This window comes from Actinoallomurus iriomotensis (genome assembly GCF_030269445.1).
In the GTDB taxonomy this organism is placed as follows: Bacteria; Actinomycetota; Actinomycetes; order Streptosporangiales; family Streptosporangiaceae; genus Actinoallomurus; species Actinoallomurus iriomotensis.
The window spans coordinates 18109-30986 of the sequence record NZ_BSTJ01000010.1 but is presented as its reverse complement, the minus strand read 5'-3'; the positions used below and the strand labels follow the sequence as shown (position 1 = coordinate 30986).

Here is a 12878-nt window from a genome sequence, read left to right as displayed (position 1 = left end):
GACCGCCAGGCCCTAGTCACCCTTCGCGACGAGCGTCAGCACGTCGTACTTGGCCACGGACGAGCCGTCCTGTTTGGTCACGTCCGCGTCCCAGCGCACCTCGCCGTACTCCGCGCCGTGCCGCGGCTCGATCCGCTTGGCGGTGAGCGTCACGGTCAGCTCGTCGCCGGGGTAGACGGGTGTGAGGAAGCGGAGGTTCTCCAGGCCGTAGTTGGCCAGCACCGGGCCGGGGTCGGGATGCACGAACAGACCGGCGGCCAGCGACACGATCAGGTAGCCGTGGGCGACGCGGCCGTCGAAGAACGGGTTGGCCCGCGCCGCCTCCTCGTCCATGTGCGCGTAGAACGTGTCGCCGGTGAACTCCGCGAAGTGCTCGATGTCGGCCAGCGTCACGGTGCGCGGCCCGGCCACCACCGTGTCACCGACCCGCAGCTCGCCGAGGTGCTTGCGGAACGGGTGGACGTCGGTGACCGTACGCTCGGCGCCGGGCGTCCACCGGCCCGTGACCGCGGTGAGCATCCGCGGGCTGCCCTGCACGGCGGTGCGCTGCATGTGGTGCAGCACGCCGCGGATGCCGCCCATCTCCTCGCCGCCGCCCGCACGGCCGGGGCCGCCGTGGACGAGGGCCGGCAGCGGTGAACCGTGCCCGGTGGACTCCCGTGAGGTCTCCGCGTCGACGATGAGCAGCCGGCCGTGCCACGGCGCGACACCCAGCACCATCGCGCGGGCGAACTCCGGGTCGCCGGTCACCACCGAGCCGGCGAGGCTGCCCCGGCCGCGCGCGGCCAGCGCGACGGCCTCGTCGGGAGTGCCGTACGGAAGCAGGGTGCTGACCGGTCCGAACGCCTCCACCTCATGAGGCTCGTCCCGGCCGGTGTCGTCGGCGCGCAGCAGGATCGGGGACAGGAACGCGCCGCGCTCGGGGTCGGCGTCCACGACCCGCACGCGCTCTGGGTCGCCGAAGACCGTACGCGCGGCGGCCGACAGCGCCTTGAGCGACCGGCGCACCTCCTCGCGCTGCCCCAGGCCCGCCAGCGCACCCATCCGTACGGAGGGGTCGGCCGGGTTGCCGACCGTCACCTCCGCGAGGCGTTCGGCGACGGCCCGCTCGACGTCGTCGATGATCCCGGCCGGAACGAGGGCACGCCGGATGGCGGTGCACTTCTGCCCGGCCTTGACCGTCATCTCGGTGACGAGCTGCCCGACGTAGACGTCGAACTCCGGGTCACCGGGTCGTACGTCCGGGCCGAGGATGGAGCAGTTGAGCGAGTCGGCCTCGGCGTTGAAGCGCACCGACCGGCTGACCACGGCCCGGTGGGAACGCAGCAGCGCGGCGGTCGCGGCCGACCCGGTGAACGCCACGAGGTCCTGCTCGGTCAGGTGGTCCAGCAGGTCACCGGCGTCGCCGCAGACGAGTTGCAGTGAGCCTTCCGGCAGCAGGCCCGACTCGACGATCAGCTCGACGAGCCGCGCGGTGAGATAGGCGGTCTGCGCGGCCGGCTTGATCAGGCTCGGCACCCCGGCCAGGAACGCGGGCGCGAGCTTCTCCAGCGGCCCCCAGACCGGAAAGTTGAAGGCGTTGATCTGCACCGCGACGCCCCGCAATGGCGTACAGACGTGCTGGCCGGCGAACCCGCCGCTCTTGCTCAGGGGTTCGAGGCCGCCCTCGACGTACACGGTGTCGTCGGGCAGTTCGCGGCGCCCCTTGCTGGAGTAGGAGAACAGGACGCCGATGCCGCCGTCGACGTCGAACCTGGCGTCGTTCAGCGTCGCGCCGCTGCGCAGGGACAGGTCGTACAGCTCCTCGCGGTGCCCCCGCAGCTCCGAGGCCAGCGCCTTGAGCAGCGCGGCCCGCTGGTGGAAGGTCATCTCGCGCAGCACCGGACCGCCGACCCGGCGTCCGTGCTCGAGCGCGGCGCGGAAGTCCACACCGGAGGAGGAGACCCGGGCGATCTCCGCGCCGGTCACCGCGTCGTGCAGCGGCGCGCCCTCGTCGTGCGGGACATGCCAGGCGCCGGAGACGTAACTGGCCAGTGGTGCCATCGGACCCGACCTCCTCGTCGGTGGACCGTACCGGCCGATCGTAACCCGTCCCGCCCGGCCGCCCCAGGCCGGTGAGACGGCTGGTTGACTGCGGGGATGACCGACCACGAGGTTCTGCGCGTCTTCTGCGATTCCGGCGGCCGGCACGGCAACGAGCTGGCGGTCGTACGCGACGGCGCCTCCGTCCCGGACGAGTCCGGCCGGCAGGCGCTGGCCCGGGAACTGGGCTTCAGCGAGACCGTGTTCGTCGACGACCCGGACCGCGGGCTGATCGACATCTACACGCCGACGCTGCGGCTGCCGTTCGCCGGCCATCCGTGTGTCGGCGCGGCCTGGCTGCTCGGCGTCCCGCGCCTGGTCACGCCCGCGGGCGAGCTGACCGTACGCAACGCCGACGGCCTCGTGTGGATCGCCGCGCGCGCCGCGTGGGCGCCGCCCCGAACGCTGCGGCGGTACGGCTCACCCGCCGAGGTGGACGCACTGCCCGTACCGCCGCCGGGCGAGTGGGTGTACGCGTGGGCGTGGCAGGACGAGGCGGACGGCCGGGTCCGGGCCCGCGCCTTTCCGGGCCGGGGCGACGGCATCGACGAGGACGAGGCCACCGGCGCGGCGGCTCTCCTGCTGACCGCCCGCCTGGGCCGCGCCCTGACCATCGCCCAGGGCCGCGGCTCCCAGATCCTGACCGCCCCCGTCCCGGCCGGGACCGGCGCGGGGAACCACCAGCTGATCGAGGTCGGCGGCCGCGTCCGCCGCGCCTGATTCCCCGGCGGTCACCGGGCGGAATCGATAACGTCTCGGGGCATGACCAAGATCTTCGACGTCGGCCGGGAGCTCGCGACGGGTATCGGTGACCGGGCGGACGCCTGGCGGTTCATCCGCGGCTTCGCGGCCGGCTGGCAGGCGCCGCTGACCGACGACGACGGCTGCCCCGCGTCGGACCTCGACGCCGCCGAGGCGCGACTCGGACTGCGGCTGCCCACGGCGCTGCGCGAGGCGTACCGGCTGTTCGGCCGCCGCGAGGATCTCACCGCGAACCAGGACGTGCTGCTGAGCCCCGACCGGCTCCACCTGGACGGGGAGGTGCTGGTGTTCCGCGTCGAGAACCAGGCCGTCGTCCACTGGGGCGTCCCCGTCTCCGAACTGGAGGAGCCCGACCCCTCGGTGGTGGTACGCGCGAGCCTGGCCGACCCGAGCGCCGAGCGCTGGGAGCCGTGGCTGGACCGGTTCTCGCTCGCGTGCGTCGAGATCGTGCTGTCCGAGTCGCTGTTCGTCTCCGAGGAACTCGGAGACAACCGGGGAATCGCCGACGGCGAGTCCGACCTGCTGGAACGGCACTACACCCGCCTGCCCCTGCCGGACTACCCGACGTCCCAGACGACCGTCCCCGCGATCCGCTGGTTCGCCGGACGCGACGTGATCATCCGCGACGATCAGCGAACCTGGATGTGGGTCCGCGCCCGCACGTGCGAGGCGCTGACCACGGTACGGACCGAGCTACCCGGCGACTGGATCATGACCGGCACCGACGAGCCGAACTGAACCCTCGTCAACTCGCCGCACGGCGGGTGCGCCACAGCCACAGCAGGCCGAGCATCGGCAGGACGAGCGGCACGTAGCCGTACCCGCTGCCGTACCCGGACCACACGGTCGCGTCCGGGAAGGCGGCCTTGTCGGTGAGGCTGTAGGTGCCGATCACGATCACGCCGACCAGCTCGATCGTGCACGAGGTGACCGCGATGCGGTGAGAGGTGCGTCCGGACCGGGCCAACGTCACCGTGGCCACGATGTAGACCACCGCGGCGAAGGCCGACAGCAGGTACGCCACCGGCGCCTCGTGGTACTTCGTCGCGATCTGCACGCCGGCCCGCGCTCCGGCGGCGAGCGCGAACACCCCGTAGACCGCGATCAGTACGCGACCGGGACCGCTGCGACGGGCGGCCCGCTCGTCGGTCGCCGACGATGCCGTCGGGGTCTTCTCAGCCATGCCACACCTGCTGCATTCGAACGATGAGTATGGCCGACACCAGGAAGCCGGCCGCGACGACGGCCGGTCCCCACCGGGTGCGCTCCGCCAGCCCCCACGCGGCTGCGATGGGCAGGATGACCAGCGACCCGGCGAGGTAGCCGATGAAGATCGCCATTCCGCCGACCGGCCGCGCCGAGGCGGCGAGGCGGACGATCGCCCACACCACCTGCACGAGCAGCCCGGCCTCGCCGAGGACCGCCGCGGCCAGCAGGAGCCTGCCGACCCGGCGGTCCAGCGCGGTCATCACCAGGCTCAGCCCGGCGAGGACCAGCATGCCGACGATCAGTGTCACCGCCAGCGTGTCGACCACGCGTCAGCCTTCCCCTCGACCCGACCATTACGGGACGAGACAGTACTACGCAACGTAGTAGAAGGCGTCAGCGACGTACGATCTCGACGTCCAGCTCGACCTGGAGGATGCCGCCGACCACGCCGATGCCGACCCGCACCGCCTGGTTCCAGTCGATGGCGAAGTCCTCGCGCCGCAGCTCGGTCACCGCGTGGAAGGCCGCGCGCGTGCCGCCCCACGGGTCCGGGCCGACGCCGAGGTAGGTCAGGTCGAGCACGACCTGGCGGGTCACGCCGCGGATGGTCAGCTCGCTGTCCATCGCCCAGCGGTCCTGGCCCTGCGGGCGCAGGTTCTTGCTCCGGAACGCGATCTCGGGGAACGCCTCCGTGTGCAGGAAGTCCTTGCTGCGCAGGTGCGTGTCGCGGTCGGCGTTGCCGGTGTCGACGCTGCCGGCCTGGAGCGTGACCTCGACGACGGAGTTCTCCACCGGCTCGGTGATCGTCGCCGCGCCGCCGAACTCGGCGATGCGGCCGCGCACACTCGCCAGCCCGAGGTGCCGGGCGCGGAAGTGGACGGAGGAGTGCACCGGGTCGATGTCCCAGACGCCCGGCTCGGGCAGCCGGAGATCGCCGGTCGTGGTGAGCTGGATCTCGCCCAGGTCGAGGCCGCCGGCGCCGACGACCGCGCTGCGCGCGACCGGCTGGTGGCCGGGCGCGGAGACGATGAGCGTGTACGCGCCCGGCGCCACCTGGGGGATGGCGGCGCGTCCGGCCGAGTCCACCGTCGTACGGCCGATCTGCTGGCCCGCCGTGTCGGTGAGGGTGAGGACCGCGTGCTCGACCGGCCAGCCTCCGGGCGCGAGCACCCGGACCGTGACTGAAGGATTCACGAGAGGGGCCCCTTTCAGGCGCTCAGGGTGACGTCGGCGTCGGTGGCCTGGCCGTCCTTGACTTCGACGGACACCGCGGCCGGACCGTGTCCGGCGGCGACGAGCGTGTAGTTCCCCAGCGCGAGGTCGCCGAAGGAGAACGAACCGTTCGCGTCGCTCATCGTGTTCGCGACGATCTTCCCTTCCTCGTTCATGAGCGTGACTCGTGCGTTCTCGTACGGTCTGTCGTGGTTCCAGACCTCGCCGTGCAGCGATCCGCGGGCGGCGAGCACCAGGTCCTGGCGCGCCTGGGTGCCCTGGCGGATGGTGACGGCGGCGGCGGCCGGCTGGTGGGACGACGCGGACACGACCAGGGTGTACATGCCCTCGGGCAGGCTGATGAAGGAGAAGCCGCCCTCCTCGCCGGTACGCGCGGTGCCGACGACCTCCCCCTGCACGTCGGTGACGGTGATGGTGGCGTTGGGCACGGGCGTGCCGCTGCCGGCGATCCGCACGGTGCCGGTCAGCCCGCCGACGCCGGCGACGGTCATGTCGTGGCGGACGGTGTCGTCGCCGACGGCGACGAGCGAGGCGATCGGCTCGTGCCCCTGCGCCGAGGCGATGATGAGGTACGTGCCGCCGTTGTTGACGCTGAGCCGATACTCCCCGTCCGGCCCGGTGTACGCCGAGCCGATCTTGCGTCCCGCCATGTCGGCCAGCGTCACGACCGCCCCCGAGACCGGCGGGCCCTCGGTGCGCCGGACGGTGCCGAAGACGGTGAGCGTCTCCCGTAGCGCCGCGTTCTCAACCATGAGTATCTCTTCCTCCGATTAATGGCTATTCCGGGGCCGCCGCGAGGGCCTCGAGGGCGGGCAGGGCGGCCTCCAGCGCAGACCGCTGAGCGGGCGGCAGCTGATGGATGCGTTCGGCGAGCCTTCCGGTGGTGCGCCTGCTCAGCTCTTCCAGCAGCTCGGTCCCGGCCGCGCTCGCGGTGAGACGGCAGACGCGCCGGTCGTTCGGGTCCTGCAGCCGGTCGATGAGACCGAGCTTGTCCAGCGCGTCGACGATGTGCGACACGGTGGGCGTGCTGACCGCCATCCGCTTGGCCAGCTCCCCCACCGACAGCGGTTCACCGGCCGCGACGGTGGCCAGCGCCGACAGCCGACTCGGTGTCAGGTCGTCGGGCCAGTCCTTGCGCAGCTTGCGGTTCAGGCTCGCCATCGCGAGCCTGAGCCGTCCTGCCGTCGCGGCCGGTTCCGCCGACGCGACCCGTTCGGCCGTCTCCGCGGGACCCGTGTTCATTCGCCCAGTGCCACGCGTACGGTGGCGGGCTCGCCGGAGTCGATGCGCACGGCGACCGTGGCGGGACGGTGCCCCGCCGCGACGACGGTGTAGTGCCCGTCCGCCAGACCGGTGAGGTGGTACGTGCCGTCGTAGCCGGTGGTCGTGGTCGCGATGACCTCGCCGGTCTCGTCGGTGACCGTGGTCGTGATGCCGCCGAGCGGGATGCCGTCGGGCGAGCGGACGACACCGCGCATCTCCCCCGTCGGGCCGGAGTCGTCGCCGTCGAGGGCGAAGTCCTGCACCGCGCCGGACGCGCCGACGAGCACCGTCGCCGCCTGCGGCGTCCACCCGGGCGCGCTCGTGATCACGAGGTAGTCGCCGGGAGGAGCCTGGAAGGCGTACCGGCCGTCGGGTCCCGTGTTGGTGCGCCCGAGCTGGTGCCCGTCCGGACCGGCGATGGTGATCGCCGCGTACGCCACCGGGTTGCCGGCGCCGTCGTGGACCAGGCCCCGTACGCCGTGCGACCCGGACTCGCCGGTGCCCTCGTGGACGAAGGACTCGCGGGGGGACGGGCCCGAGCCGTTGGGCACCATCTGCGGGACGTTCAGCTCGCTCATGCCGCCGGCCTCACCGGCCACGCCGGCCAGTTCCGAACCGAGGGACTCGCGCTGGGCGGTCTTCCTGGCGCGCTTGGTCAGCAGCGACGCGGCAGCGGCGATGACGCAGGCGACAATGGCGAACGTGAACGCGATGACCAGGCCCTGGTGGAACGGCTTGGTGATCAGGTGCGGGAAGTAGCTGCGACCGGTCAGGTAGGCGCCGTGGTCCTTCAGGTTGCCCAGCTCGGGTCCGAGCAGCTGCTTCATCGGGTTGTAGCCGAGGAACGCGGCGAACAGCACCGCGATCGGCGGCAGGTGCGCGATGGTCTGCGCCGACTGCGGCTGGATGCCCTGCGAGACCAGGCCGTTGTACATGGTGTCCGGCAGGTTCGACGCCAGGCCCACCACCATCAGGCTGAAGAAGATGCCGATCGACAGCACCATCGAGGCGTTCATGAACGTGGCGTTCATCCCGGCGCCGACACCTCGTTGGTCGGCGGGGACGGAGTTCATGATCTCCGCGCGGTTCGGCGAGACGAACATGCCGGACCCGATGCCGTTGACGATCAGCAGCACGGCGAACACCGGGTAGGAGAAGTTCACCGGGATGGCGAGGAGCAGCCCGAAGCTCGCGGCGGTGATGAGCGTGCCGCCGACGGTGAAGTAGCGGTGGCCGAGCTTGTCCGAGAGCACCCCCGACAGCGGAGCCGCCAGCAGGAAGCCGATGGTCAGCGGGATCATGTAGATGCCCGCCCAGAGCGGAGTGTCCTCGAAGCTGTAGCCATGCTGCGGCAGCCAGATGCCCTGCAGCCAGATGATCAGCATGAACTGCAGGCCGCCGCGGCCGAGCGCGGTCAGCAGATTGGCGATGTTGCCCGCGGCGAAGGTGCGGTTGCGGAACAGCGACAGGTTGAAGAGCGGGTCTTTGATCTTGCTCTCGATGATCAGGAAGATGATCAGGACGACGACGCCGCCGATGAGGGCGCTGAGCACCCAGGGGTTGGTCCAGCCCATGGTGTGGCCGCCGTACGGCTGGAGGCCGTAGGTGATGCCGACGAGCACGGCGATGAGGCCGATCGCGAAGGAAAGGTTGCCCCACCAGTCGATCTTTGCCTTCCGGCGGATGCCGGTGTCGTGCAGCTTGATGAACGCCCAGAACGTCCCGAAGATGCCGACCGGGACGGACACAAGGAAGATCCAGTGCCAGTTCACCGGGCCGAGGACACCGCCGAGGATGAGGCCGATGAACGATCCGGCGATCGCCGCGATGGCGTTGATGCCCAACGCGGTGCCGCGCCGGGTGGCGGGGAACGCGTCGGTGATGATCGCTGTGGAGTTCGCGAAGAGCAGGGCGCCGCCGATTCCCTGGGCGATACGCCAGCCGATCAGCCATAGCGCCGCGGTCGTGCCGTGCATCCAGCACACCGAGAGCAGGATGGAACAGACCGTGAACACCGCGAAGCCGAGGTTGTACATGCGGACCCTGCCGAACATGTCGCCGAGCTTGCCGAACGCCACCACCAGGACGGCGGTGACGACCATGAAGCCCATCATCATCCACAGCAGGTAACTCGTGTTGCCGGAATCGAGGGGATTGAGCCCGATTCCATCAAAAATATTCGGAAGCGCGATGAGGACGATCGACTGGTTGATCGTCACCATCAGCACACCGAGCGTGGTGTTCGAGAGGGCGATCCACTTGTAGTGCGGTCCGAGGGGCCGTGCCTGTTCCGCACGTCTGTGCGTCTGGGCGGGCGCTGTCATAAGGGGTCTGCGCTCCTGTGCGTCTCTTGCTCGTAATCTTTTCGCAACAAAGGTTGCTTAGTGCTAACTAACTATACGCCTACGCACAGTGCTCTCAATCCCCTTCGGAGTGTGACAACCCACTCACCAGGCCACGAGTCATCATTCGCGCACGCCCCTGCTCGATACTGGACTGATGGCGCATCGACAGCGGCCGGTTCCGGTCGAGGAGGAGATCGACTCGGGCGTCGCCACGCTCGTCCCGGACCCCGACCGGCCGCGCTCCTGGACGCTGGAGGTCGACGGCACGCCACAGTCGCACGTCGACCTGGACGATCCGGAGTACCTGGACTTCGAGTACGTCCGGCGGCTCGGCCACGTCGTCGACCTGATCGCCCCGCGAGGACGGCCGCTGCGCGTGCTGCACCTCGGCGGCGGCGGCCTGACGCTCGCGCGGTACGTCGCGGCCACCCGGCCGCGGTCCGCCCAGCAGGTGGTGGAGATCGACGCCGCCCTGGTCGACCTCGTACGGCGGCGGCTTCCCCTGGACCGCGGCGCACGGATCCGGATCCGCGTCGGCGACGCGCGCGCCGTCCTGGCCCGCGCGCCCGAGGACACCTTCGACCTGGTCGTGGCGGACGTCTACGCCGCGGGGCGGCAGCCCGCGCACCTGACGTCGGCGGAGTTCCACGCCGCCGCCGCGCGCACACTGCGCCCGGGGGGCTACTACGCCGCCAACCTGGCCGACGGCGCGCCGCTGTCCTTCGCCCGCGCGCAGGTGGCGACGCTGCGCACGGTCCTGCCCGAGGTCTGCCTGATCGCCGACCCGGCCGTGCTGCGGGGCCGTCGGTTCGGCAATCTCGTCCTGGTGGCCGGCCGTACACCGCCGCCGGTGGCCGAGCTGACCCGCAGGGCCGCCGGCGACCCGTTCCCGGGCCGGGTGGTGTACGGGAAGGAGCTGACGAGGTTCGCCTCGGGCGCGGCCCCGGTCACCGACGCGACGGCCCGCCCCTCACCGCCCCCGCCCGAGGGCGTCTTCGGCTGAGCCGCTCACCGAGCGGCCCTCCTCGATCAGGCCCACACCATCGTGCTCGAGACGGAGGAACGCATGCTCGCCGGACTTCTCCCCGGCGAGGTACGGCGACTGGCCGCGCTCCTCACCACCTGCGCCGAGAACCTGTCACGAGCGTGACACGCCACCGTCGTCCAGCACCTTTTGCAGGAACGAGGCGACATGGGTGGACCTGTACGTCCCGTCCTGAAGGCCGACCTCGCGCGCTTCGTCCGCGTCGATGAACCGCAGGGAGCCGTCGGCGGTCTCCGCCGCGCCGAACTCGCCGGTGTCCACGATCCCGGGCCAGGCGTCAGGCCGGTGATAGATCGGCGGGTCGGCGGGAAAGAGGGCGAGCAGGCTCTCGTCGTGACCGACGACCGCCCAGGTCCCGTTCTTGATCTGGCTCTCCTCCGTGTACACCGGATGCCGCCGGGACCTCGCACGGAGGTCCGGGCCGAGCCGTCCGTACGGTGAGCGCCCCTCGAAGAGTCCGAGCGCGGTGCCGAAGCGGTTCCGGGTCAGCACGAGGGCCAGGTGGTGACCACCCTCGCGTGCGGGGATCGCCAGCACGTCTCCGGGCCTCGGTCGGGGAATGCGCTTCTCCGGCACCTCGGCCGTGAGCCCGCCGAGGTCCGCGCCCTGGACGTCGGCCAGCGGAACGCACCCGGAGCGCAGCACCCGGAGCAGAGCCTCCGCGAACCGCTGCGGGGTGACCGGGACACCGGAGACGGCGCTGAGCCGCTCGGCCAGCGCGGTCTGCCACTCCCCCGCGTCCACGAAGACGGCGTCGTTCAACTCCGGCACGCGGGACGGCCGCCCGCCCGCGTACGGCCTGCCGCCCGCCAAGGTGACCTGATACGTCAGCGGCTGCGGGAAGGTGCCGTCGGTGGCCTCACTGTTCGCCGGGACCGCCCAGCCGAGGACTTCCAGCAGTTCCGCGAGAGTGATCGGACCACCGACCTCGTGGGCGAAGCCGGACGCGACCTCGGCGAGCCCCGCTGCGACCTCGGCCGGAAGAGGACTCGCCTCGGCGTCGCCCTTCACCGTGTTCCCTCCCCTAGCCGGCGCGTCGCCTCATCGGACGCGGGAGCGTTCGGTGGGGTCCGGGGGCGTTGTCCATCCCCCGGACCCCGGTGTGCCGCCCATTTGCACACACCGGCACGTTTAAGAGAGCGGATCAGTCCTGAGGTCGCCGCGCTCTTCCTATTGAGCTAACGCCGCACGTGGAGCGGCATGCCGGGCTCGAACCGGCACCTCGGCGAGTGTCGTCCGCACTCGGTCGATCCGGTGTTGAGCGGCGAATGCTGAATCTGGAGCGAGAGTCTGAGTTTGAGCGGCTGGTGCGCCTCTGCCATTGGGCCATCCCGGCGTGTGGTGCCGGGAGGGGGATTCGAACCCCCACTTTTCTCTCCGCGTTCAAACTGAGCTTCAGTTTCAGCTTGCGCTCCTCACGCATCCCCCGCCCGGGGCGGGGGAGTCTTTGAGACTACCCCTCGAACAGGTAGCCGAAAATGGCGTCACCGGTGCGCTGGTCGGTGACCTCTGCGCCGTTGGCCTCCTCACGGGCGAACTTCACCGCACGCTGGAGCCGCTCCACCCGGTCGATGAGCTCGTTGATCCGCCGGGCCGGCAGCGCGCCGGAGAACTTCGTCGTGGTCCAGTAGCCGACCGTGACGTCCTCGTAGTACACCTCGACCTGCGCCGGGTGCTTGTCGGTGGCCTCGGCCTTGACGTGGTTGCGTGGCACCTTCTTCGTACGGTTGGTGCGCACCGGCTCGGTCTTCCAGCAGTCGGCCGACTCGTCGAACGACCACGACTCCGCCGCGTCCAGCACCGGCAGCTTCTTGACGAAGGTGTGCAGATCGGTGAGCTGCTTTTCCAGGAAGAGCAGGTACGACACCGGGACGTCGCGCAGCAGGGTGCGGCCGTCGACCGTGATGTCGGCCTTGGCGGTGCAGTTCGCCCAGTCCTTGGTGGCGGTCACGTCGAACAGCCGCGTCATGACCTCCGAGGTACGGCGGATGACCTCCTCCGCCTTGACCTGCACCCGCGTGGACTCCGGCGGGAGCTGCTCGCCCTCTTCGTCCTTCGGCTGGTAGACCCGCGAGATACCGGCCAGCAGCGCCGGCTTCTGCAGGCCGTGGTGCGCGTCGGTCAGGTCGCGGAGAGAACCGCTCTTGACGCCCTTCTCCACCGCGATGATCTGATTGAGCTTCGCCATTTTGCCCCCTTTCAAGCGAAAGGAACGCTATCGCGGGAACTGTGGCGCCGCAGCCGATTAAAGGTCAGTCCTTGCGGCCCGTGACGGCGATGCCGAGGCCCAGACCGATCATGGCGAGGCCGCCCGCTCCCCCGACCAGCCTGAGGCGCCGTGGCGAGCGTCCGAACCAGGCGCGCGTTCCGCTGGCCGCCAGACTCCAGATCGAGTCGCAGATCAGCGCGATCAGGGCGAAGATCAGTCCGAGCGTGAACATCTGCAGAGGCACGCCGCCGCGGTCGCGGTCGACGAACTGCGGCAGCACCGCGGCGAAGAACACCACGGTCTTGGGGTTGGCGACGCCGACGAGGAAACCGTCCAGGCACGCGCGCCAGCCGCCGCGGTCGTTCGGGTCGGTGCGCACGTCGACGTGGCCGCGTCCGCTCAGCAGTGCGCGGGTGCCGAGGAAGACCAGGTACGCCGCGCCGCACAGCTTGATCGCGGTGAACAGGGCCACGGAGCGCTCGACCACCGCGCCGACGCCGAACGCGACCGCGCCGGCCACGACGAGTGCGCCCAGTTCGTTGCCGACGACCGAGACCAGCGCGGTGCGGCGGCCGTACGCCAGGGCCCGGCCCACGACGAACAGCACGCTCGGGCCGGGGATCACGATGATGATCAGGGCGGCGAGGCCGAAGGCCAGCGCCTGGGAGAAGGAGATCACCGCTCCGACGCTAGGCGCGTCCCAGCCGCCGCACAACGCGATTTTTCCGCG

At 70.8% G+C, this 12878-nt stretch carries 13 protein-coding genes; 3 read left to right on the top strand and 10 right to left on the bottom strand.

Annotated features, from left to right (window positions below):
- Positions 1–12 precede the first annotated feature (12 nt).
- Complete coding sequence (paaZ, locus tag QSK37_RS35280; RefSeq protein WP_285629665.1) at positions 13–2043, bottom strand: phenylacetic acid degradation bifunctional protein PaaZ; 2031 nt, start codon at positions 2041–2043, stop codon at positions 13–15.
- A 96-nt stretch (positions 2044–2139) separates the two neighbouring features.
- Here paaZ and QSK37_RS35275 point away from each other — a divergent pair, with 96 nt between their 5' ends.
- Positions 2140–2802, top strand: a complete 663-nt coding sequence (locus QSK37_RS35275) for a PhzF family phenazine biosynthesis protein (protein ID WP_285629664.1) — start codon at positions 2140–2142, stop codon at positions 2800–2802.
- A 42-nt stretch (positions 2803–2844) separates the two neighbouring features.
- The gene (locus QSK37_RS35270) at positions 2845–3582 is read left to right on the top strand and encodes a hypothetical protein (RefSeq protein WP_285629663.1); all 738 of its coding nucleotides are present in this window, start codon (positions 2845–2847) and stop codon (positions 3580–3582) included.
- Positions 3583–3589: 7 nt separating this feature from the next.
- Here QSK37_RS35270 and QSK37_RS35265 read toward each other — a convergent pair whose 3' ends face one another.
- The 6 genes from QSK37_RS35265 to QSK37_RS35240 form a co-directional block, all read right to left on the bottom strand.
- Positions 3590–4027, bottom strand: coding sequence for a hypothetical protein (locus QSK37_RS35265; protein WP_285629662.1), 438 nt, complete (start codon positions 4025–4027; stop codon positions 3590–3592).
- Positions 4020–4379: a hypothetical protein gene (locus tag QSK37_RS35260; protein WP_285629661.1), complete on the bottom strand. Its 360-nt coding sequence runs from the start codon at positions 4377–4379 to the stop codon at positions 4020–4022. The genes QSK37_RS35265 and QSK37_RS35260 overlap by 8 nt, the downstream gene beginning before the upstream one ends.
- Positions 4380–4446: 67 nt before the next feature.
- The gene (locus tag QSK37_RS35255) at positions 4447–5247 is read right to left on the bottom strand and encodes a YceI family protein (protein ID WP_285576916.1); all 801 of its coding nucleotides are present in this window, start codon (positions 5245–5247) and stop codon (positions 4447–4449) included.
- Between the two features lie 14 nt (positions 5248–5261).
- Positions 5262–6038 (bottom strand): MSCRAMM family protein, encoded by a 777-nt coding sequence (locus QSK37_RS35250; RefSeq protein WP_285629660.1) that lies wholly within the window; start codon positions 6036–6038, stop codon positions 5262–5264.
- Between the two features lie 25 nt (positions 6039–6063).
- Entirely contained in the window at positions 6064–6528 is a 465-nt protein-coding gene (locus tag QSK37_RS35245; protein WP_285576913.1) for a MarR family winged helix-turn-helix transcriptional regulator, read from the bottom strand.
- Positions 6525–8873, bottom strand: a complete 2349-nt coding sequence (locus tag QSK37_RS35240) for an MFS transporter (RefSeq protein WP_285629659.1) — start codon at positions 8871–8873, stop codon at positions 6525–6527. The genes QSK37_RS35245 and QSK37_RS35240 overlap by 4 nt, the downstream gene beginning before the upstream one ends.
- A gap of 175 nt (positions 8874–9048) precedes the next feature.
- Here QSK37_RS35240 and QSK37_RS35235 point away from each other — a divergent pair, with 175 nt between their 5' ends.
- Complete coding sequence (locus QSK37_RS35235) at positions 9049–9897, top strand: spermidine synthase (RefSeq protein WP_285629658.1); 849 nt, start codon at positions 9049–9051, stop codon at positions 9895–9897.
- Positions 9898–10032: 135 nt separating this feature from the next.
- Here the strand turns inward: QSK37_RS35235 and QSK37_RS35230 are convergent, their stop codons facing one another.
- From QSK37_RS35230 to QSK37_RS35220, 3 genes are all read right to left on the bottom strand, one after another.
- Positions 10033–10950 carry a hypothetical protein gene (locus tag QSK37_RS35230; protein WP_285629657.1) on the bottom strand — a complete coding sequence of 306 codons (918 nt, stop codon included), beginning with the start codon at positions 10948–10950 and terminating at the stop codon, positions 10033–10035.
- 442 nt (positions 10951–11392) lie between these two features.
- Positions 11393–12127 carry a DUF7873 family protein gene (locus QSK37_RS35225; protein WP_285629656.1) on the bottom strand — a complete coding sequence of 245 codons (735 nt, stop codon included), beginning with the start codon at positions 12125–12127 and terminating at the stop codon, positions 11393–11395.
- A 64-nt stretch (positions 12128–12191) separates the two neighbouring features.
- The gene (locus QSK37_RS35220; protein WP_285629655.1) at positions 12192–12827 is read right to left on the bottom strand and encodes a LysE family translocator; all 636 of its coding nucleotides are present in this window, start codon (positions 12825–12827) and stop codon (positions 12192–12194) included.
- Positions 12828–12878: the final 51 nt, after the last annotated feature.

Excerpts from the sequence above, each read along its gene's own strand:
- paaZ (WP_285629665.1), bottom strand. The coding sequence starts at position 2,043 with ATGGCACCACTGGCCAGTTACGTCTCCGGCGCCTGGCATGTCCCGCAC.
- QSK37_RS35275 (WP_285629664.1), top strand. The coding sequence starts at position 2,140 with ATGACCGACCACGAGGTTCTGCGCGTCTTCTGCGATTCCGGCGGCCGG.
- QSK37_RS35270 (WP_285629663.1), top strand. The coding sequence starts at position 2,845 with ATGACCAAGATCTTCGACGTCGGCCGGGAGCTCGCGACGGGTATCGGT.
- QSK37_RS35265 (WP_285629662.1), bottom strand. The coding sequence starts at position 4,027 with ATGGCTGAGAAGACCCCGACGGCATCGTCGGCGACCGACGAGCGGGCC.
- QSK37_RS35250 (WP_285629660.1), bottom strand. The coding sequence starts at position 6,038 with ATGGTTGAGAACGCGGCGCTACGGGAGACGCTCACCGTCTTCGGCACC.
- QSK37_RS35245 (WP_285576913.1), bottom strand. The coding sequence starts at position 6,528 with ATGAACACGGGTCCCGCGGAGACGGCCGAACGGGTCGCGTCGGCGGAA.
- QSK37_RS35240 (WP_285629659.1), bottom strand. The coding sequence starts at position 8,873 with ATGACAGCGCCCGCCCAGACGCACAGACGTGCGGAACAGGCACGGCCC.
- QSK37_RS35235 (WP_285629658.1), top strand. The coding sequence starts at position 9,049 with ATGGCGCATCGACAGCGGCCGGTTCCGGTCGAGGAGGAGATCGACTCG.
- QSK37_RS35225 (WP_285629656.1), bottom strand. The coding sequence starts at position 12,127 with ATGGCGAAGCTCAATCAGATCATCGCGGTGGAGAAGGGCGTCAAGAGC.